Annotated in this window: 18 protein-coding genes; 2 read left to right on the top strand and 16 right to left on the bottom strand. The window is 34.1% G+C overall.

Annotated features, from left to right (window positions below; all coding sequences use genetic code 11):
* The first annotated feature begins 87 nt into the window (after positions 1-87).
* Positions 88-441 carry a DUF6686 family protein gene (locus AC0UBM_RS01905; RefSeq protein WP_475687429.1) on the top strand — a complete coding sequence of 118 codons (354 nt, stop codon included), beginning with the start codon at positions 88-90 and terminating at the stop codon, positions 439-441.
* Between the two features lie 90 nt (positions 442-531).
* On the opposite strand, the gene AC0UBM_RS01900 is transcribed toward AC0UBM_RS01905, so the two are convergent.
* From AC0UBM_RS01900 to AC0UBM_RS01860, 9 genes are all read right to left on the bottom strand, one after another.
* Complete coding sequence (locus tag AC0UBM_RS01900; protein ID WP_475687428.1) at positions 532-1,479, bottom strand: alpha/beta hydrolase; 948 nt, start codon at positions 1,477-1,479, stop codon at positions 532-534.
* Positions 1,480-1,791: 312 nt separating this feature from the next.
* Positions 1,792-4,137: a glycoside hydrolase family 95 protein gene (locus AC0UBM_RS01895; protein ID WP_475687427.1), complete on the bottom strand. Its 2,346-nt coding sequence runs from the start codon at positions 4,135-4,137 to the stop codon at positions 1,792-1,794.
* Positions 4,138-4,173: 36 nt separating this feature from the next.
* On the bottom strand, positions 4,174-5,628 hold the full coding sequence (locus tag AC0UBM_RS01890) for a sulfatase (protein ID WP_475687426.1): 1,455 nt from the start codon (positions 5,626-5,628) through the stop codon (positions 4,174-4,176).
* A gap of 393 nt (positions 5,629-6,021) precedes the next feature.
* Positions 6,022-7,476: a sulfatase family protein gene (locus tag AC0UBM_RS01885; protein ID WP_475687425.1), complete on the bottom strand. Its 1,455-nt coding sequence runs from the start codon at positions 7,474-7,476 to the stop codon at positions 6,022-6,024.
* A 237-nt stretch (positions 7,477-7,713) separates the two neighbouring features.
* Positions 7,714-8,409 (bottom strand): hypothetical protein, encoded by a 696-nt coding sequence (locus tag AC0UBM_RS01880; protein WP_475687424.1) that lies wholly within the window; start codon positions 8,407-8,409, stop codon positions 7,714-7,716.
* A gap of 88 nt (positions 8,410-8,497) precedes the next feature.
* Positions 8,498-8,749, bottom strand: a complete 252-nt coding sequence (locus AC0UBM_RS01875) for a hypothetical protein (protein WP_414034830.1) — start codon at positions 8,747-8,749, stop codon at positions 8,498-8,500.
* 203 nt (positions 8,750-8,952) lie between these two features.
* Positions 8,953-9,945, bottom strand: a complete 993-nt coding sequence (locus AC0UBM_RS01870; RefSeq protein WP_475687423.1) for a phosphotransferase — start codon at positions 9,943-9,945, stop codon at positions 8,953-8,955.
* A 107-nt stretch (positions 9,946-10,052) separates the two neighbouring features.
* Complete coding sequence (locus AC0UBM_RS01865) at positions 10,053-10,499, bottom strand: hypothetical protein (protein ID WP_475687422.1); 447 nt, start codon at positions 10,497-10,499, stop codon at positions 10,053-10,055.
* 110 nt (positions 10,500-10,609) lie between these two features.
* The gene (locus AC0UBM_RS01860) at positions 10,610-11,284 is read right to left on the bottom strand and encodes a hypothetical protein (protein ID WP_475687421.1); all 675 of its coding nucleotides are present in this window, start codon (positions 11,282-11,284) and stop codon (positions 10,610-10,612) included.
* Positions 11,285-12,063: 779 nt separating this feature from the next.
* On the opposite strand from AC0UBM_RS01860, the gene AC0UBM_RS01855 reads away from it, so the two are divergent.
* Complete coding sequence (locus AC0UBM_RS01855) at positions 12,064-13,278, top strand: sensor histidine kinase (RefSeq protein WP_475687420.1); 1,215 nt, start codon at positions 12,064-12,066, stop codon at positions 13,276-13,278.
* Positions 13,279-13,699: 421 nt separating this feature from the next.
* Here the strand turns inward: AC0UBM_RS01855 and map are convergent, their stop codons facing one another.
* The 7 genes from map to AC0UBM_RS01820 form a co-directional block, all read right to left on the bottom strand.
* Entirely contained in the window at positions 13,700-14,464 is a 765-nt protein-coding gene (gene map, locus AC0UBM_RS01850) for a type I methionyl aminopeptidase (protein ID WP_414034839.1), read from the bottom strand.
* 154 nt (positions 14,465-14,618) lie between these two features.
* A complete protein-coding gene (locus AC0UBM_RS01845; protein ID WP_475687419.1) occupies positions 14,619-15,146 on the bottom strand; it encodes a DUF4269 domain-containing protein in 528 nt (175 codons plus the stop codon).
* Between the two features lie 532 nt (positions 15,147-15,678).
* Positions 15,679-16,146 carry a type II secretion system protein GspG gene (locus AC0UBM_RS01840; RefSeq protein WP_475687418.1) on the bottom strand — a complete coding sequence of 156 codons (468 nt, stop codon included), beginning with the start codon at positions 16,144-16,146 and terminating at the stop codon, positions 15,679-15,681.
* A gap of 91 nt (positions 16,147-16,237) precedes the next feature.
* Positions 16,238-17,353, bottom strand: a complete 1,116-nt coding sequence (locus tag AC0UBM_RS01835) for a T9SS type A sorting domain-containing protein (protein ID WP_475687417.1) — start codon at positions 17,351-17,353, stop codon at positions 16,238-16,240.
* 255 nt (positions 17,354-17,608) lie between these two features.
* Positions 17,609-18,262: an outer membrane beta-barrel protein gene (locus AC0UBM_RS01830; RefSeq protein WP_475687416.1), complete on the bottom strand. Its 654-nt coding sequence runs from the start codon at positions 18,260-18,262 to the stop codon at positions 17,609-17,611.
* Positions 18,263-18,407: 145 nt separating this feature from the next.
* Positions 18,408-19,184, bottom strand: coding sequence for a hypothetical protein (locus tag AC0UBM_RS01825; protein WP_475687415.1), 777 nt, complete (start codon positions 19,182-19,184; stop codon positions 18,408-18,410).
* Between the two features lie 365 nt (positions 19,185-19,549).
* Entirely contained in the window at positions 19,550-19,711 is a 162-nt protein-coding gene (locus AC0UBM_RS01820; protein WP_475687414.1) for a hypothetical protein, read from the bottom strand.
* Positions 19,712-19,752 lie beyond the last annotated feature (41 nt).

Genomic DNA, 19,752 nt, shown 5'->3' with positions numbered 1-19,752 from the left:
GTCTAAATAAGTTTTGCTATTTTTGAAGTGTTTATTTCAGTATTCCTAAAAAGGGTATTATAACGAAAATCAAATCATTCTAATAGTATGTGCCATAAAGCAAAGGTCTTGAACCAGACCAAAAACGGACTTCTAGTATCATGCGAATCGTGTATGGTGTATCATTTAACGTTCGGACACTTTTACTTAGAACTCACAGAAATGGAATTCGCCTATTTTGGTGCTTTTATAGACAAGATAGATGTAAACCATTGGCATAATTCCTACTGTGATAATAAGATAAAAAGGAAAATTCCCATTCCAACCGAGCAACCTAACCTTTTTTTAATGTTGAATCCTACAGAATTAGAAGAATTAAAACGTTTGGTATTCTTTAAAGAACAAGAACCCTTTCAATTCATTAGCGCTGCCGATGTCGACTACGACTTTATTAAGAATTAACAGCATTGCTATTTTTTGAAAAAAAAACGAACTACCTGTAGTGCTAAACCATTTACGAGCTGAATCATGGAAAAGTAGAGTATTTAGGCTTTATTCTATAAGCTTATGAGCTTTCAACCAATTTTCGCAATTACGCTTCCAATGCAAATGTATATCGTCTTTACTTAAACCAAAACCATGACCTCCCTTTTCAAACAGATGCATTTCTGTATCAATCTTATGTTCTTTTAATGCCAAATAATAATGAACACTATTCTCTACGGGCACGGATTTATCGTTTGTGGCATGCACCAAAAATGTTGGAGGTGTAGCTTCATTGACTTGCAATTCATTAGAGTAATAAGTTATCATATCTGTGGTAGGAGATTCACCCAATAAATGTAAGCGAGATCCGTTATGCGTCAGCTCATCTGTCATTGAAATCACAGGGTAAATTAAGATCGAAAAATCAGGTTTCGCGATTATCGCATCAGACTCATACACAACATCTTTATAATGTGTAGAAAGCGTTGCTGCTAAATGTCCTCCCGCCGAAAATCCTAAGACTCCAATTTTGTTCACATCCAATTTATAGTCGGTGGCATGCCTCCTAATATAACGCATGGCTTCTTGCGCATCTTGTAATGGCCCAATCGTTTTATCCGTCATAATCGCATCACTCGGTAAACGATATTTTAAAACAAAAGCCGTAATTCCCAAGCTACTCAGCCATGCTCCAACTTTAAGTCCTTCTTTATTCATGGCTAAATGCTGATAGCCACCACCGGGGAAAATAACAACTGCGGCACCGTTTTTAGTGCTTTTTTTAGGTGAAAACACGGTGAGTGTTGGTGTAACCACTTGCGACGTTCTTGTAAGAATCTCACCCTCATAAATTGGGGACTCTACATAATTGGGATTACTAATGGCATTCGGAATTTTAGATTCCCAAAGTGGTATTGTTTTTACCTTCTGACTAAATAATGATATTGACATGCCTAAACTTAATAAAAAAACGAGACAATTGGTCTGAATATTACGGTGGTTTTTTACTATCATATAATCTTGTTTTAATGTTCTATTTCCGAATTAATATCTTTCAGCCTAACCTTGAATCTTTAAAGCGATAAAGAAGTTAAACGCCACTAATTTAGACTCAATTTTATTAAATGCGCCTGATAAATTAGACATTACATACTCTGAATGAAACCTCTTTAAAATAAAAGCTTGACTTAAAATCCTGATAACAGGTTTCACTAATCAAAAAATAAAGTAAACTAAAAACCGCCATCAAGACGGTTTTTAATGCACTGTAACATTTGCCTATGGATTTAGCAGTACCTCTTATCACATACGGTTATTTATAATTTATTAGTGTTTATTCCCTTCGAAAACATAGGCTTCTCCAGGTGTAAGCTCTATTGTAAATTGCTCCGAGCCGTATACCAATTTTTTCGATCCGCCTGCTTCAGAATAGAATACAGCTTTTGTCAGTTTCCCATTGTTCCAAGTGATATCACATTCAATATCGCCTCTAGCTTTAAGACCTGTTATGTGCCCTTCGCTCCAAGCTTTTGGCAGTGCTGGTAATAATCGCAGCGTTTCATTATGCGATTGCAATAGCATTTCTGCCATTCCAGATGTGCCTCCAAAATTACCATCGATTTGAAATGGCGGATGACTATCAAATAAATTGGTCAACGTCGATTTTGCAAGTAAGGCTTGAATATTCTCATGAGCCTTTTCTCCATTCTGTAAACGTGCATAGAAATTTATAATCCAAGCGCGACTCCAACCGGTATGTGCCCCACCGTTTCCTAATCGTCGTTGAATGGTTTTTTGAGCCGCCTCAAAAAGTTCTGGTGTATCTGCCGTAATTTGTGCTAGCGGATACAAACCAAGTAAATGAGACATGTGCCTGTGCCCGACATTAACTTCTTCAAAATCTTCAATCCATTCTTGGATAGTTCCATTTGCTCCAATTTGTACTTTTGGTAGTTTTTTTCTGAGGGTTTCAATCTGTTGTGAAAACTCATGATCGGTATTCAATATTTGAGACGATTCGGTAATTATATCAAATAATTCATTTATAATCTGAATATCAATGGTAGCGCCATACGTTAAAACCGAACGTTCTTTATTATCACTTCCAGGAATAAAAAAGGCGTTTTCTGGCGAATGAGATGGGTTTGTTACTAGATATCCTTCTGGAGATTCCACTAAAAAATCGACTATAAATTCTGCGGATCCTTTTAGCACAGGATAAATGTTACGCAAGTACGCTTCGTCTCCCGTAAATTCGTAATGCCTGTATAACGGAAACGTCATCCAAGGTCCCGCAAGTGGCGATACACCCCAAACACCATCGGCAACTCCGGTGCGTCCAAATGCATCGGTAAGATGATGCAACGTCCACCCTTTTGTACCATACATTTTCTGAGCCGTTACACTACCCGGAACAGTAAGTTTTTCCATGAAATTAGCAAGAAGTAAACTGGTTTCTGGAAGATTACAAACCTCTGCTGGCCAGTAGTTCATTTGCAAGTTTATGTTGGTATGAAAATCTGCATTCCAGGGCGCATTGTAATGCTTATTCCAAACCCCTTGAAGGTTGGCAGGTAATTGTCCTGGTTTACGCGAGGATCCCATAAGAAGGTATCTCCCATATTGAAAATAAGTAGCCATAAGACCGTTATCTACCGCACCGTCCTTAACACGATTTAGTCTCTCGTCTGTTGGTAATGTCACTAAAGTATCTTGTCCTAATGAAAATGATACCCGATCGAACATGTTACGGTGATCTTTTATATGATCTGCTTTTAAAGTGGTAAAAGATTTATCATTTATAGTATTCAAAATCTTTTCAGATTTTAGACTCGGATTAACGCCTTCAGCAAGATCTAAGGTATCGAAATCATAGTTTGTTGTAGCAGATAAGTAAATGGTTAGCGTTTGGACTTTGTTACACGCTATGCCTTCGTTTTTAGATTCTAAATTACCACCTTTATGTTCTACTTTAGCGGTAGCAGCGAATTTCATGTGTGCTCCTGCCGGACCTGCTTTTGGATTTAAAGTATCAATAATTTGACCTATCATTTTAATGGTTCCATTCGCTTCGGATTTTATTTCTACATCGCGTTCACGCTTTAAAGCAACATCTACATTAAAGGGCTGAGTTGCCGAAATACGCACCACTATCACATTATCTGGTGCCGATGCAAAAACTTCTTGCTTTATAACATTATCATCTACTTTAAACGTAGTTGTGGCAATTCCTGAATGTAAATTCAATGCTCGTTTATAATCTTTGGCTTCGCTTTTCCAATGATAATCTAGCATTAAATCGCCAAACGTCTGATAAGAACGCACTTTTGGAGGCGTACCCACCATGTGATCTGACGCCATTTCACTGGCTTTTTTAAATTCCCCATCAAATATAAGTTGTCTAATATCGTCTAGGTGCTCTAATGCTTCTGGGTTATTATTATCGACCTTACTTCCTGCCCACAAGCTTTCTTCGTTAAACTGTATTCGTTCGGTATTGGGATTCCCAAATATCATAGCTCCCAAGCGTCCATTTCCTACAGGTAAAGCCTCCTCCCACTCTACAGCTGGCTGGTTATACCATAAGCTGTACTCAAAACCGGGTTCTTTTTCGGGTTTGGAACACGAGCAAAATAGCAATAAGGTAATACATAGAAAAGTTGTTACTTTCATGGTTTATTAATTTAGAGGTTGGTTAAATATTTATAGTTAGTTATATTTTGTAAACGGCTTAAGTTCTGCGCTCAATTGTTTTTTAATACTTAAATAGCCTGGATTATTAGTAAGGTTTACCTTTTCGTCCGGATCATTAGCATGATCGTACAATTCTGAACCTGCCTCACCACCATTCCATTCTATATAGCGCCATCTTTTGGTTCGAATGGTGTAACCTTGCGCATTTTCATCGTGAAATACTTGAGATATCGCTGGTTTCGCCCATTTGTAATCGGATTCTTGTAAGAAAGGCACTAAACTATTTCCGTCTAATTCCGTTGGAACCTCATATCCTAAAGCATCGACTAAAGTGGGATATACATCCAATAATTCTACAGGGGAATTCACCACTTTGTTATGTGCATTTACACCATATCCAGCTAGTATTAATGGCACTTGTAATGCGCGTTCAAAGTTTTTACGTTTGTACCATAATCCTTTTTCTCCCAAGAAATATCCGTGATCTGACCAGAACACGACGATAGTATTTTCAAGGAGATCGTTATCTTCTAAAGCATCTAAAAGTTTCCCTACTTGGGCGTCGACAAACGAAATACTGGCGTAATAGGCTTGTTTACATTTTTTAGCTTCGTCTACCGTGACGTTGTAATAAAAAGGCCAACCTATGGTATCGCGTTGTATGGCCATAGCTGGCACATCTTCTAGGTCGCGCTTGGCTTCCTCCAAATCAGGCATCGTTATGTTTTCTACGGGATATAAGTCGAAGTATTTTTTAGGTGCAACGTAAGGACAATGCGGATTAAAAAAGCCTGCGGCGATAAAAAAGGGTTGATCTTTATTTCGCTGTATCATCTCTACAGCTCTATCGGCCACCATACCATCTGTATGCTCATGGTCTTCACTAACCGGATCCCAATAGGCCATGGAAATACCCAGTCGTCCTTTCTTTCCGGTTGTACCACCTGGAAAACGAATAATGCTGTCTTCATATATTTTATCTATACCCGCTGGGTTAAATTTCTCGTCCCATGTAAGCGGATCGTCGTGACCATCGGTACCGATATCTCCTGGGTTTCCATGATGAAATATCTTTCCAACTCTCCCAGAATAATAGCCTTTATTTTTAAAAAACTGTCCGAGTGTTACCACATCAGGCTTAAGTTTTCTTAAGTCGTCTCGAAGATGCACAAATCCCGTCGTATTTGGTCTTAAGCCACTCATAACGCTGGCTCTACTCGGACCACAAAGTGGCTGTTGTGCATAAGCTTTATTAAATCGAACGCCCATTTTTGCAAGCCGATCTATATTTGGTGTCTCAACCTGATCACTTCCATAGCATCCAACATCGATATTTAGATCGTCTGCCGAGATAAATAAAATATTAGGAGGTAAAGGCGCTTTTTCGGCACATGAAAACAACGTAAAAACAGCTAAAAAACATAGTCCTAGAATAGCATGTACACTAGGTTTAATATTGATTATTTTCATAAAACTTCGTTTACCTTTTTAGTTTTTTAAGCGCAGATTTACGCCGTTACATTCCTGCTTAGCCAAGCTAATACGCTAACAATGCACTGAATATGCAAAGTGATTTGAATTTTAAAGATATGTAATCTCAATTAATTGTTCTAATTAAACACCTTTACAAAGAACATTTATCAAAAAAAATAAAAAGTGATGTCGATATCTAACCAATTTATGTATTTTTCTTACAAAATCCGTGTGACACCAATTTTGAAGTGTGGCGGTTTTTGCTTAAAATTTATCTTTTTAAACATAAAAAAAGCTTACAAAATCCATATTTTGAATTTTGTAAGCTTTATTAAAATGTTTACTCAAGCGAAACGAAAGACGTTTAACTAATATCTAGGAGTAACATTATTATTGTATCGTACGTTTAAATAATTCGCTATATTTCTCATAACCATTGTATTTTACGCCTTCAGTTTTCCAATGATTTAATTGCTCATCATACACTTTTCTTAATTTAACAAGTTCAGATTTATATTCGGACTGATTCGCCAGATTCACCAATTCGTAGGGATCATTTTCAATATCGAATAACTCTTCTGTTGGATAGATATCTTTGTTTTCATCTTTATAATACCAATAAATATACTTAAATCTGCTATCCATAACTGTTAAACAATGTGTTGCTTGTGGTCCCCAAACTTGAATAATTGGAAGTGTAGATCGGATTTCAGTTTTAGGATTTTCTATTAACGGACGCATACTCTTACCGTCGTAAAAAGATGGAATGTCAACCCCAGCATAATCTAAAATGGTCGCTGTAATATCTACATTTCCTGTTATTGCGGTAGTGGTTTCCGCTTTATGTTCTTGTCTCGGATCTACAATAATAAGTGGTACTCTAGCCCCTTCTTCGTAAGGTAAAACTTTAGAACCTAGTCCGTGTGAGCCATTAAAATAACCGTTATCGGACGAAAATATTATAATGGTATTATCATCTATATTTAATTTTTTTAACTCTGCTAACACCATACCTATAGAATAATCTACTCCATAAATTAGCTGATGGTATTTACGTAGTGCCTCTTGATAGGTATCGTCTTGACTGTATCCCCATTCTTCAAATCTTGGGTACTGTCTTCCCATTTTAGATTGTTTTGACAAATGTGCTCCCGCTTCTCTACCATAATTTGGTAATTTATCGAAAACCACATCTTTATAAATATCGTCGAACATCGGGTCCGGCTCTATAGGTCTGTGTGGCGCTTTAAAAAACAGACTCATACAAAAAGGTTCGCCTTTATCTACAGACTCGTTAATAAAATCGATAGTTGCCGCACCATAAGCACGTGAACTATGCGGATATTTTTCGGCATACTTGGCGATTGTAGGATTATTAATGGTTTGATATTCGGTTTGTCCAGGACCTCCTGCCCAAAAATCGAAATCGTGTTGTGCGACCTCTCCTTCCATTTCCCATTTTTCAGGTTTGTCTGAAACGGCGAAACCAAATTTCCCTGCAAATCCCACACGATAGCCAGCTTGTTTAAGCAACAACGGGTAACTGCTAGACCATTGTTTTGGCCCTAAAGAACCGTGAGAGAAGTTACACCCGGTTTTATATTCCAATTGCCCTGTCATAACATTGGCTCTACTTGCCATGCAAATCGCAGTTGTATTATAATGCCGTTTAAAGACCACACCATTTTCTGCCAACACATCTAAATTTGGGGTTTTAACTTTGTTGTTCCCAAAATCTTTTTGGGTATCGTAAGATTGATCGTCCGAGAAAAAGAAAATAATGTTGGCCTTTTGTTCAGTTTTACTTTGCGCATAAGAAGATGGCAGGCCAAAGTAGCCAAGCATTAAGCATAAGCTAAGCGTAGTTTTAAAAATCATATTGTTATTAGGTATTAGGGTTGATATGCGATAATCTTTTCCTTAAAAGCACCTGTGGTTAAAAGTGGCTTTTAGGACACTATTTAAAACAACACCGTTAGACGTGTTGGAAGCAAAAGATAAATATATAAAAAAAGCCCATAGCATCCACAACTTGGGGCTATAAGCTTAATAATACACCGCAAACTGTTGTTGAAAATACTCTTATTTTTGATTATCGGTTAACCAAGGAGATTGAAACGCTTTTGTTTTGGTTAGTTCCTGTTCTAATCGCTCGCGATCTAATTCTAGTTCCGAATATTCGAAGCGCTCATAAAGAAGGTTATAAGCCGATTGATGGAATCCGTACATTATTAATATATCGAAATCTTTTTTTGCCTTTTCAGAATTCAGATTATCGTTATCAAATTCTATCGCTAGAAGATTAACTAAAGTGTCGTTTACAAACTCTCTTTCGGAAATGGGTTGAAATGTATCGTCCTGTAAAGCGTTAAATTCTTTGAGTATAGCATATACTATGGAATCATTTTTTTCTGCTTTTCTACGCTTCCAAAATTCGGTATAATATTTACTTTGTAAGTCGGGTGTGTTGTAGGTTAATTCTAAACTATCCATAACCGTTTTAAAATTTCGCTTGATATAGATACCTTCAATTAAAAATGCATTTTCACTTTTAGTAATCAGGTTTTCGAGTTTATCGTAACCAAACGTTTTAAAAGATTCATGAATCATTTTTAAATTCGTCGGCTTTCTTATCCATGTGTTTTTTGTCCAATCGCCATGTCTTAATGCAAAAAAAGAAGCCTCGTGTTCGGCGTAAAATGTAGCCTCCCGCTTTTCTTTTTTCATGCAAGATGTAAGTACTATGCTACAGGTTAAAAAGACTAGTAACGACTTCATTGTAATGGTTTAATGGATGAAATAAAACAGGTTTACAAGTGGAGATAAGCAGATGAATACATCTCAATTAGATTATACTAAAAGGACTTTAACTCTGAGGTTTATAATAGTTTTTCTGAAGCCACAACCTAATTTCCTTTCGCAAAGACACTTCAGGTTTTGGCAACGGAATGGTTTGCCCGAACTGCTTGCTTCTGGTAAATTTTGAATAGTTCGCTTTATGTTTCTTCCAAACTTCTGGATACAATTCTAAGAACGTATTAAAAAAACTTTGTTCACTAATTGTGCCTTCTATTTTAGAAAGTACGTCTTTAAATTTTTGATCTTGATCTATAAACATTGTAATGGTATGTGGTAATGAATAAAAGAGTGGATGATTTTTTGGATAGTGCGCCTAACCTAATTCGCCACAAATATAAACGATAATCTAGTAGCGTTTCCTGAGATTGAAACTTTTTAGTTTAGCATAAAAACATAGAATGCTATTCTAAACGTCCAACATCGCTGTAAGGCCGTAATAGAATATAACTAGTTCCGACGGTATTATGCCTTAAGGTCTGTATGTTTTTCGATAGTATTATAAGTAATCCATGCTTTTAATCTGGCCACATAAAACATCTCGAGATAATTCATAGATAAAAATATATTAGACCAATCAAAGCGTTGTGCCTGAATTCCAAGATAAAAGACATGAACCGCCAATCCAGCTTTTGGGATGCATTGCAATTCGATATCAGATAATTGTCTTATACTCTGGTAGCCGTCTAGAAAGTGTGTCTTTTTTAGTTCGTAAGTGTCCTTATCGGATTCAATATGGAATAACTGTTTACAGAAATATCCAATATCTAACACCTGTGCCCCGTTGCCACAAAAATCGAAGTCGTAAATCGTAACATCTTTCCCCTGTGTAATCGCCATATTATCGTACCAAATATCCATATGTACCACGCCGGTTGGCATGTTCTCAAAATCTGATGTCTGATAGAAATCTCGAATCCCTTTTATAAACTCCATCTCTGGTAATGCTTCCGAAAAATGTGTTTTTAGGTGTTCGTAAGGCTGTTCTATAAGCGTTTTTTTGTTGTAAGATATGCGATCGATCTTTGTATTGGTAGTCTGTTTATGAATCTTAGCCATTAACGCACCAATTAAAAAACACGTGTCCTGATCGATAAATCTAATTTTATCACCTTCAGCAAACGAAAACAGCACGACATACCTAATCCCTTCAGGAGCTTGAATCTCCTGAATATATGCGCCATGTTTATCTGGAATAGGAACAGAAACGCTTAAATTATTGTTGTGCAAAAGATTTAAAAGTGCGACCTCTTCATTAATTTCAGATTTCGACCTCCAATTATGACTATACACCCGCAACACGTATTTTGTTTCGTTGTCCGAAAGCATATAGGTGTGGTTCATTCCTGTCCGGAACAGTTTACAGTTGTTATTGTCATGAAATCCGTATTGTTCTTTTGCAAATGTGCCCAACTCTTTTTCTGAGATTGTAGAGGCTAGTACAGGAAATACTTTCATTGTTGTAATGGTAGATACCTTATTAGGTTTGGTTTGTTGTGTGTTTTAACGACGAAAGTATGGAATTAAAAATAGACATTATTTATCTTAACTATCGCAACCTCTATTTAGTACGGCTCAAATATTGTTTTGGTTATTCCATCAGAGCTTTCTTGCACCAAATTTTCACCATCTTTATAAAACGTAACTATCTGTCCTTCTTCCTCTAGATACCGAATGCGATATTGATTATTTCCAAGATTACTCCAATGCCATCCCAGTTCAAAAAGGATAATTCCACATTCTTCAGGAAAATCGGCTGTAATTATTTTGTCGCCATAAATAGATTTATCGGCTGTATATTCTGTGTACAAATGAGGTAGGCATATTGGTAAATCGACTCGTACGTTGGATTCATACTTTTCTATCGCTCTCCATTCTCCGATAATGATATCGGTTTGTGCTTCTGAATTATCATCGCCTGAACAAGACAAAAACATTAATAACGCCATCATAATGCCATAAAATAGTATAACTTTTTTTATTGGAATCGTGTGTTTTAAGTTGATCGTCATATGTTTAGTCATAAAATATTTTTGGTTTATGTGATAGGATTTTTGGAAGAAAATCAGAAGTTAGCAAACAAGCAACTAACTTTGGTTTAGCTAAAATAAGTAATGCTTTTTTACCCTAGTAGCATTTTTTTTGCAAGTTCGGTTGTGAATTCTATTAATAATTTTTCTCCCACCTGAAGTCCGATTTTAAAACTTTTAGCTATAATTTTTCTTATATTTTTAACAACATTTTTTTTTGTTGTTGATGAAATATTGGTTTTAGTTTCAGATATTAATTCAAGTGTTTCGTTTACCTCATTTTGTTCTGTTTCTTCTTCTTTAATTATCTTTTCAACATTCTCAAGAAACTTAATTATTTTCTTTTGTTGTTCAATTGAGTAAGGTTTGAAATCAGAATCTTCGTCAAGTATTTCAAATTTAGGTTCTAATTCATCGAAATATGCTTGAGTGAAATAATCGTCAAACAAAGGACTTTCTTTGTTTGATTCAATTAGTAAAGTTTTCCATCTCTTGAAATAATCTCTAAATCCGGCTAATTTTATATTTTGTGCTCCAGATTCTGTTGTTAATTCATTAATTGGTTTATATTTTATTAAATATGATGTGTCATTTAAAGCCTGAGTATGATTAATTTTTGTAATTTCAAAGAAATAGTCACTATTGACGTCAGTATCGTTGAATCTTATAATACAGTCATTCGTAAATTCAGTTGTGAAAATTTCATTAAATCCACTTGATTCAGTATCTAATATTTTTCTTAATCCAATTGGGATTTTTTTCTTCATCTCGTTTTGTCAAATTACAGGTAACCTCTTTTATAAAAACAAATATAATCGATAATCAAGTCGCACTCCCCGATATCAGTACTTTTTTGTTGTTTTATAAAAAAATATTTTGAAATCAACTACTTGAATTTAAATGCCTTATATAATAATATCTAATATTTTTGAAAGAAATGATTTGTGTTTCACCTCAGTATGTTGATGTATTTCAGTTTTTTTTATAATATATTTCTAATCTAAAATAGTCCAATTGAAACTCATAGATTAATTAGTATTAGCTGATTAATTTTATTATAAAAGTAGGTTTAGTTATGAGTTGAAATTCGAAACTACCAAATTCTTAAACCAATTGCATAGCCTAAACCGATTGACATTACAATTAAGACTTCTATTAGGATATAGATGAATTCTTTTCATTTTAATTTTTTTCAAACGCTTTATTACGTTTACCTAAACTACTCATTTTTCTAAATTTTAATTCATTTTTTTTGTTTTCCGTCAGTCGATTTTAATATAATAAAACCTTCAACACAAAACAAATACAGCTCAATTTCTAGATTTGGCAATCCTCTCCAACGGTCCTATCCTAAAATAGGATTACTACATAATTAGACTGTTAATTAATATGGCTATTTGAGATGTTTTAATTTAAAGATAAATTTATAAAATGTTATGTCTAAACGGCGTGTTCTCTGTCCCAATTAACACACAAATAATGCGCTGGGTTTAATTTAGGTTTTCAGAAATATATAGGTTATTTTCATAGTAAATTTTAAATTTCTATGATAAGACCTGAGCTTCCTGAGAATGAATGTAATAGACAATTGGCTGTAGATAAATACCAGCTAATAGATACTTTACCAGAGGAAAGTTATGATAATATTACAGATTTGATGGCCTACATTTGCGATGTTCCCATATCGTTAGTAACGCTATTGGACCGAGATCGTAATTTTTTTAAATCATATTACGGCGTACCTTTCACCGAAACGACTCGGGATCTTTCTTTTTGTGGTCATGCCATTAATTCTGATGACTTACTTACTGTTGTCGAGGATTCGAGACTAGACGAACGGTTCCATGACAACCCTTTGGTACTCGAAAATAATATTGTGTTTTATGCAGGAGCGGCTTTAGTAAATCCGGAAGGTTATAAATTAGGAATGCTTTGTGTTTACGATACCAAGCCAAGAACATTATCGGATGAGCAAAAAAAGGCATTACTTGCCATGGCAAAACAAGTCACTATGCTCATGGAACAGCGATATCAAAATATTTTGCTTAATGAGTTGCAAGACAAATTAAAAAAAAGAAATGAGGATTTAGAAAAGTTTGCAAGGGTGGTGTCTCACGATCTTAAATCGCCTTTAGCCAATATTATTTCTTTAACAGAATTGCTAGAAGATGAAAACCAAGGAAATCTAAACGAAGAGTCTCAGCAATATTTAGACTATCTTAAATCGTCTTCTTATTCTTTAAAAAATTATGTCGACGGCCTACTAAAGTACTATAAAAGTGACGAATTAACCAATCATACCGTAGAAAACATAGTAGTCCAAGATCTTTATGATGAATTAAAAAAAGTGACCAATCCAGAGAAAAGTGTTGTTTTTCATCTTGAAAGTAATGCGACAGCACTCGAAGCAAATAAATCGGCTTTAATGCATGTTTTAATTAATTTGGTCTCAAATTCTATAAAATATAACAGTAAACCAAAAACAGAAATTACTATTAATATTTCGGAAAACGAATCTGATTATACCTTTTCGGTCCAAGATAATGGAGATGGTATTCCTGAAAAATTTATCGATAAAATCTTTAATCTTTTTACTATTGTTGGTATAGAAGATAAGTACGGAAATATTGGTACTGGTATTGGCTTAGCTTCGGTAAAAAAAATTGTGGATCATCTTGGTGGAGATATAAAGGTGACCTCTACATTGGGTGTAGGTAGCACGTTTTTATTTACCATTTCAAAAAGACAAACGGGCCATTAGCATCCATTCTTCTATTGTCGATTTTCCTTTTAATTTGTAACCAGAAGTCCATTCCCAAGTTTCGTGAAGTCAGAATTCTGCCATTTTTTCTCTTAATTCCAAGAAGTTTGTAAGTGAATCTAAATCAATAATTCCGATTTCATTCTTCGATTGAAGCCTTATATAATCTTGGGAGTATAGGTCGTTCAGTGGCTTTTTCTCTTCAAAATTTGAGCAAGAACTTAAAATCAGAAATAAAATTAATAAGTAGTTCAGGTTTTTCATCAAATGTTTGCCATATAATTCAATTGAATACTTGTAGGTACGCGTACTCAGTTCCTAATGATTAAAAAACGTAAAATGCAAATTATGTTTTAACCGGGATTTGTAAAGATTTCTTGTAAGCTTTAAACTGCCTAAATAAAATTATTTAGGCAGAGGTTTAATCCCAAATTTCATTCGATTTTGTTAAAATAACAGGATAGTTGTCTGTTACAAGTATAGTGTGTTCGTGTTGTGTTACGTAGCCTCCCTTATTGCCCACTAAGGTCCAACCATCATTAAGTTCGACAGCAACAGTCGAGTTTGTCGAGATAAACGTTTCTATAGCCACTGTTGTGTTTTTCTTGAATCGTTCATTATTACTTTTAACCCTGTAGTTTAAAATGTTTTCAGGCTCTTCGTGTAAACTTCTTCCCACACCGTGACCAGCTAAATTTTTAATGACTTTAAATCCTGACTTTTTTGCTTCGGTTTCTATTAAATATCCTATTTCAGAGATTTTCACGCCACCTTTAATATTTTGGATGGCTTTGCGTAAAATATGTTTAGAAGCATCTACAAGCGGTTGGTGATTATGAATATCCTTGCCAAGTATAAATGAACCTCCATTATCAGACCAAAAACCGTTTAGTTCTGCCGATACATCAATATTAATTAAATCTCCTTCTTTTAATATTTTTTTCTCTGACGGTATGCCGTGTGCCGCCTCTTTATTTATGCTTATACAAGAATAACCAGGAAAACCATACGTTTCATAAGGTGCAGATTTAGCGCCGTAACGCTTTAAAATTTCACCACCATAATCATCTAGTTCTTTAGTCGACATACCAACTTTAGCATATGCTCTCATTAATCTTAGTGTTGTTCCAACAACTTCACTAATTTTTTTCATTCCTACTAATTCTGATTCTGATGTTATTGACATTTGGTATATATTAATGGCCTCAACGTTGTAGTATAAGCAATGTTAGGTGTTTTAAGCAGTAAAGTTAACAAATAAAAACGGAATAGAATATACAGTAGGATTTTGATAAAAAGGCCACATAATAGCAATAAAAATAGGTTATGATCCACAGTATTTATTTTTCCAACTTCAATAATTCCGTATATGGATTTCCCTCTAGACCTAATAATTTGGCAAAGGCAGGCTCCGTTTTTATTCCGGTTGATTTTAATTTTTTTATTCTCTGTTTAAATTCAGAACCTTTTTCTTTTAAAACTCTATTTTCAATAATCATATGCCGATATGCATTTTGCTTTTCGGTAGGAATATTTTGACCAAAAATCTCAAACAAAAAATGATCCGTTTTAAATGCCGCAATAGTTGAGTCTATTCCATTTTGTTTTATTGAATAAACTTTAAAGTCTTTTTTGTCAGAAAATTGAGCTAATAAATAGGTCCTAAACTCAGAATGATTTTGACATTCACAAATAATGTCTAAATCACTTTCGGGTATATCAATTTCGATTGGAATAGTTCCAGTTAAAATCGGGTTGTATTTTTTAAGTTTCTCAAAAATATTAAGCTTTTTGATTTCAGAATATGCAAGTCGTTGTCTTGCGTTTCCGGAATTTAAATATTCAATATCTTTAAAATTTTCAATCAATTTATGTCTTTTTTTATAAGTCTTGTATTTAAATATGGCTACAGGTTAAAATTGAATTTACACTGATAATTGACACACCGTATTTGGTCTTTTATAATCTAAAGATAAATGAATTGGTATGTTTCTGTATAAATTAATTGCATTTATTACAGCTCTTTTTAGAATGCGTAAACACTATAACACTGGTCGTACACTATGTGAGCGCGTAATAAAAAAAGGAAAACGTGGGAAAGTAGCATTATTAATTGCTGTAGCTAATACGTTACTTATACAATGCTTTACTATTTATTCAAGCGTTTTATTTGTTCTTTCTCTATTTAATAGAAAACTCATAATTATAATAATACTTATTCCGACTACTACTAATCCGTATTTGAATAATCCTGTAAGAAAAAATGTCGGGAATTCACCATAACGACCTTTTTCTGATAGTTTAACAAGTTCAGATATGATGTTGGAATGCTCTAATAAGAAATAAGAAACAATGCAGAATACGCCAATTATGTAAAGTCTTATGATTTTCAATTTTCTTTTACTTCGATTGAATGTCATCTTCAGTTTGAAATTTTCCGTCTAAACCCGCAGAGGTTATTAAAAATCCTTTTCCGTTTTCCGTTATCTTAAATTCATATTCTCGATTCCAAGCGTCTTTTTTCCAATCTTGTCTTAAAGGACTATTTCCTATTAATTCATTTAAATCTGCTGGGTATTGTCCGAGATTTTCATTCCAATTTTTCATTCTTTCACTCATTTCAGATATTTCCTTTTTTGTTTGTTCTGGAAAAACTGATGTGCTTTGATAAGTAAAAAATAGGATAGCACTTAAACTTCCAATGACTAGGACAGCAATTAGCATTAAAGCACTCGGTTGCATAAAATATTTTTGAATTGGTCTTGTAATTCCGTCTTCTTTTTCCTTTTTATTTATCCGTTTTTTATGTTTATAATCTCCACGAATTAGTCCAATTTCAGCTAAAGTCGAAAGTATTAATTCTATCATTGGGATTGTTTCTCAAATGTGGTACAACGTCTTTTATAAAAACAAATATAACCGATAATCAAATCGCACTACTCGATATCAGTACTGTTTATTATTTCTTAATTATTTTCTTGGTGGTATACGTACCATCTTTTGAATACATCTTAACCAAATAAACCCCTTTACTAAATGCCGAAACATTTATGTTTTCGTCGTTTCCCTGATAAACTAGTACCGACTTTGTATCGTAAATTTCGACTGAAGCCACGTCTACTCCATTAATAAACAGCACATCTTTAACTGGGTTTGGATACAATTTAACACTGCTCGTGGTCTGATCTGTAATAGATAATACGTTGTCGTTTGTGGTAAACGAAACTAATTTTGCATTATTAGATATGGGACCAATACTAAAGGTTTCGGACGTAATAAAATATCTATCCGCTTCAATATAAGTTATCGCTTCTGCTTGCATAAACCCTAGGCTCGAAAGCAACGTTTGCGTGTTTGTACCTGAAAAAACATCACTATCTGTAAACTTTTCACTCACCCAAACAAAAGGTTGTAACACCGTATTATAGCCTACTAAATATACCTTTTGGGTTAACGGATTATAGGTGGCCCCAGTTATTAAACCGCCACTAGTTAAAGTTGTTGTTAAGGCATTGACAGAGAATGTGCCGCTATTTTTAGGAATGGCATAGGCTTTTGTGGTCCCATTTACCCAATTTTTAGTGAACAAAATCAAGTTATTGGTATCTAAAGCAATAAGTGCTTCTGAATCCCATGCTGTTGCATTGGGCATGGCCGTAAAATCGTCTTGATCTGAATAGCTAAAGTTTGTAATTTCTGCAGTTACCGCGTCGGCACTTAGATAGTCACTTTTATTAATAGTGTAAATTTTTAAATCGGTTCTATTTCCACTATTGTTTCCTATATCGCCTATATAAATAGAAGTGTCATCTTGAGCAATATCTTCCCAATCTACGTTCGTGGCATTGGTAATTGTAACAGTTCTTGTTACTAATCCAGAAATGGTATCTAGCTCATAAAGTTTATTTTCATTACCCGAATCGTTGTGAAGAATAAGTTTGTCGTTAAAAAATATAGCTCCAGACGATTCATGTAATGCTGTGGGTAAATCAAACTTTTCTTGAACATTCTCAACTTGGGCCAGCACATGGTAGGTGCTAAAAATAAATGCGGTTATTATAATTATATGTTTCATAGGTATTTATCGTTTGTAGGATTTGGGATTAAAACTCTATGTAATATACATATGTTTATTTGAGATGAAAACAATCCGCTATTATTTTTATGATATACATAGCGGCATACAACATACCTTTAGTATATAAATGCAAGGACAACAGGATCGCTTAACCACCTTATTTTTAAACAAAAGAGGCGTTTTTACAGGTTTAACACGGTCACAAACTACACTAGACTTCGTATTAAGTCTAAGACTTAGTTTTACCCCATGCTATTTTAGTTTATATGTTACTTGAACATAGATACTATTTGTCCTTAACTTAAAGGTATCTGTTTTATATAACTCTGATAGGGCAAACTGATAGTTATATCCTATTCCAACATCAGAACGTTCTAAAAGCTTGTAAGTGATTAAAGCACCAACAAAACCCTCTAAAAAATAACCGTTACTATGTGTTTTTAAATCATTTTTAATTTCAATATTATGATTTAATCCTGCTTTTAAAATGGGTTTAAAATGTCCTGATAACAAGCTATAATCTACTGCTAATGGAATTACTAAAAACCTCTGTTTTATATGCTCTGGGGAATACCCGGGAAAAGTTCCTATAAAGTCACAGGTAGCACAACTATACGTTCCTGTAAAATCTTTATTCGCGTATAACAGTCCGGATGATACTCTTAGTTTTTCACTAATATCGTATTGTGTATTTACCCCAACACTATAATTAGTCTTGTTTAATTTAACGGCGTAGCCATTAACGTTTCCCTCCGTTACAAGATAATCGTTTCGCTTTCCGTTATCGGTAGATAATTTATCTATTGAATATTCTATTCCCACATGCCATTTCGAATCGGATTGTGCATAAACGCCAATCTGAACTAACAGAAATAAAATAAGTAATCGTTTTGTTGTGTCTTTCATACTTTTAATTGCCATTACTATATATCATGTTCTCTAAAGCCTATGTACCTGTATCGTTGAAGATTTTTAATAAAAATTGTTGCATGTTTACGGGCTCTGTTTTTTAAAGTTACCGTCATGACTAAGCATTAATTGTTTATGGCACTCACGGTAGACTAATTTTTAATGAGTTTAATTCGTTCTTTTCATTTTCGGATAAAACGCTGTCAATTTCAGTCCAATTATTGTTTTCTACTAATGCCTTGAATTTATTCCATTGCTTGGCGATGTCTATATTTTCTAATCTTTGGTGATACTCTATTTCATGTTCTAATATTTTAACAGCCTCTTTTACTTTATGCTGTTTAAGTTCTGAAAACAAAATTAGAAATTGTGATTTATAAATATCCTCTCCTCCACACTTTGAATAAAAAGGAAATATGTAAGGCTGATTTACTATTTTTTCGGTAGAATTATAGGCCTCAAAAAATGGAAGAATATTATTAATGATGCGCTCGGACAAGTAATGCGCTAACATTTCATATTCTTGAGATATTCTAAAATGTTTTCTAATAGTTGGATCTATGTCCTCTATCTTTTTTGACCCTACTACATAATATGCATTGGTTAGACCTTCCCAACAGTATGGCACTAATCCAATACGGATTTTTAGAGTGTCTGTCGCTCCGGACCAACTACCACGATTATCAATATCTATAACTTCTAGCAAATCGTTTGTTAGTCTGTAATGCTTTCTACCTTTCTTTTTAAATCCGTATGCCTTAAGGTTGGCACCAATTATATTATTTAATGCGTTATAAGCCGACTTCCATTCTGTTTTTGGCAAGCTCCTAAAAACATTAATCTGCTCAAATTCCGATTGTTCAGATACCGAATTTGAACTCTGCTTTTTAGTTTTACCAAAAATATTGAAGTACTTCATTGTTGATTTTTATAGCTTTTAACTAACGTATGCCTGAAACTAGTTTCAGTTGTAATCGCCTAAAATAATAAACATGGACTGAGATTATCATGATTCCGAAAGAATTTTATTTAGCTATGTTTTTTATCCCATGTATACACCCGTATATTTTCTAATGCACTATTTCTTTCTAAAATCAGATTTATATTGTCTGTCCATTGGAAGCCTGTTTTGTCGCTATAATACAAAACCATGTTTTCTGTCTTAATTTGGTTTATTAGGGTTGATAATTCAGACAGTGCATTATCCATACCCGCTTCTTCAGAACAAGAGATATGCGTAAGATGTTCTGTTTTTCCGCTAGGATCTTCCAGTCCTATTGTGATTTATGCATTATAGGTAGCTACCCAAATAGAGAATTCATCTGTCGGATTTCTGCAGTCAAAATCAAAAGAATTATCCTCCTTGTAACTTATAGTTTTAATAAATTCCGGAAAGTTTTCAATCAAATATGATTTTACTAATTCCGAAAAACGGTCTTGATTCATCTCGTTTTTATAAGCATTTTCTCTATTTTATAAGACTTAAA

Source organism: Formosa sp. F44 (assembly GCF_056238645.1).
Note: the sequence above shows the minus strand (reverse complement) of the source record. Positions and strands in the feature narration are given on the sequence as shown.

Bases quoted from the DNA above. Each gene is read 5' to 3' on its own strand.
- AC0UBM_RS01905 (WP_475687429.1), top strand. From the start codon at position 88: ATGTGCCATAAAGCAAAGGTCTTGAACCAGACCAAAAACGGACTTCTA.
- AC0UBM_RS01900 (WP_475687428.1), bottom strand. From the start codon at position 1,479: ATGATAGTAAAAAACCACCGTAATATTCAGACCAATTGTCTCGTTTTT.
- AC0UBM_RS01895 (WP_475687427.1), bottom strand. From the start codon at position 4,137: ATGAAAGTAACAACTTTTCTATGTATTACCTTATTGCTATTTTGCTCG.
- AC0UBM_RS01890 (WP_475687426.1), bottom strand. From the start codon at position 5,628: ATGAAAATAATCAATATTAAACCTAGTGTACATGCTATTCTAGGACTA.
- AC0UBM_RS01885 (WP_475687425.1), bottom strand. From the start codon at position 7,476: ATGCTTGGCTACTTTGGCCTGCCATCTTCTTATGCGCAAAGTAAAACT.
- AC0UBM_RS01880 (WP_475687424.1), bottom strand. From the start codon at position 8,409: ATGAAGTCGTTACTAGTCTTTTTAACCTGTAGCATAGTACTTACATCT.
- AC0UBM_RS01875 (WP_414034830.1), bottom strand. From the start codon at position 8,749: ATGTTTATAGATCAAGATCAAAAATTTAAAGACGTACTTTCTAAAATA.
- AC0UBM_RS01870 (WP_475687423.1), bottom strand. From the start codon at position 9,945: ATGAAAGTATTTCCTGTACTAGCCTCTACAATCTCAGAAAAAGAGTTG.
- AC0UBM_RS01865 (WP_475687422.1), bottom strand. From the start codon at position 10,499: ATGACGATCAACTTAAAACACACGATTCCAATAAAAAAAGTTATACTA.
- AC0UBM_RS01860 (WP_475687421.1), bottom strand. From the start codon at position 11,284: ATGAAGAAAAAAATCCCAATTGGATTAAGAAAAATATTAGATACTGAA.
- AC0UBM_RS01855 (WP_475687420.1), top strand. From the start codon at position 12,064: ATGATAAGACCTGAGCTTCCTGAGAATGAATGTAATAGACAATTGGCT.
- map (WP_414034839.1), bottom strand. From the start codon at position 14,464: ATGTCAATAACATCAGAATCAGAATTAGTAGGAATGAAAAAAATTAGT.
- AC0UBM_RS01840 (WP_475687418.1), bottom strand. From the start codon at position 16,146: ATGATAGAATTAATACTTTCGACTTTAGCTGAAATTGGACTAATTCGT.
- AC0UBM_RS01835 (WP_475687417.1), bottom strand. From the start codon at position 17,353: ATGAAACATATAATTATAATAACCGCATTTATTTTTAGCACCTACCAT.
- AC0UBM_RS01830 (WP_475687416.1), bottom strand. From the start codon at position 18,262: ATGAAAGACACAACAAAACGATTACTTATTTTATTTCTGTTAGTTCAG.
- AC0UBM_RS01825 (WP_475687415.1), bottom strand. From the start codon at position 19,184: ATGAAGTACTTCAATATTTTTGGTAAAACTAAAAAGCAGAGTTCAAAT.
- AC0UBM_RS01820 (WP_475687414.1), bottom strand. From the start codon at position 19,711: ATGAATCAAGACCGTTTTTCGGAATTAGTAAAATCATATTTGATTGAA.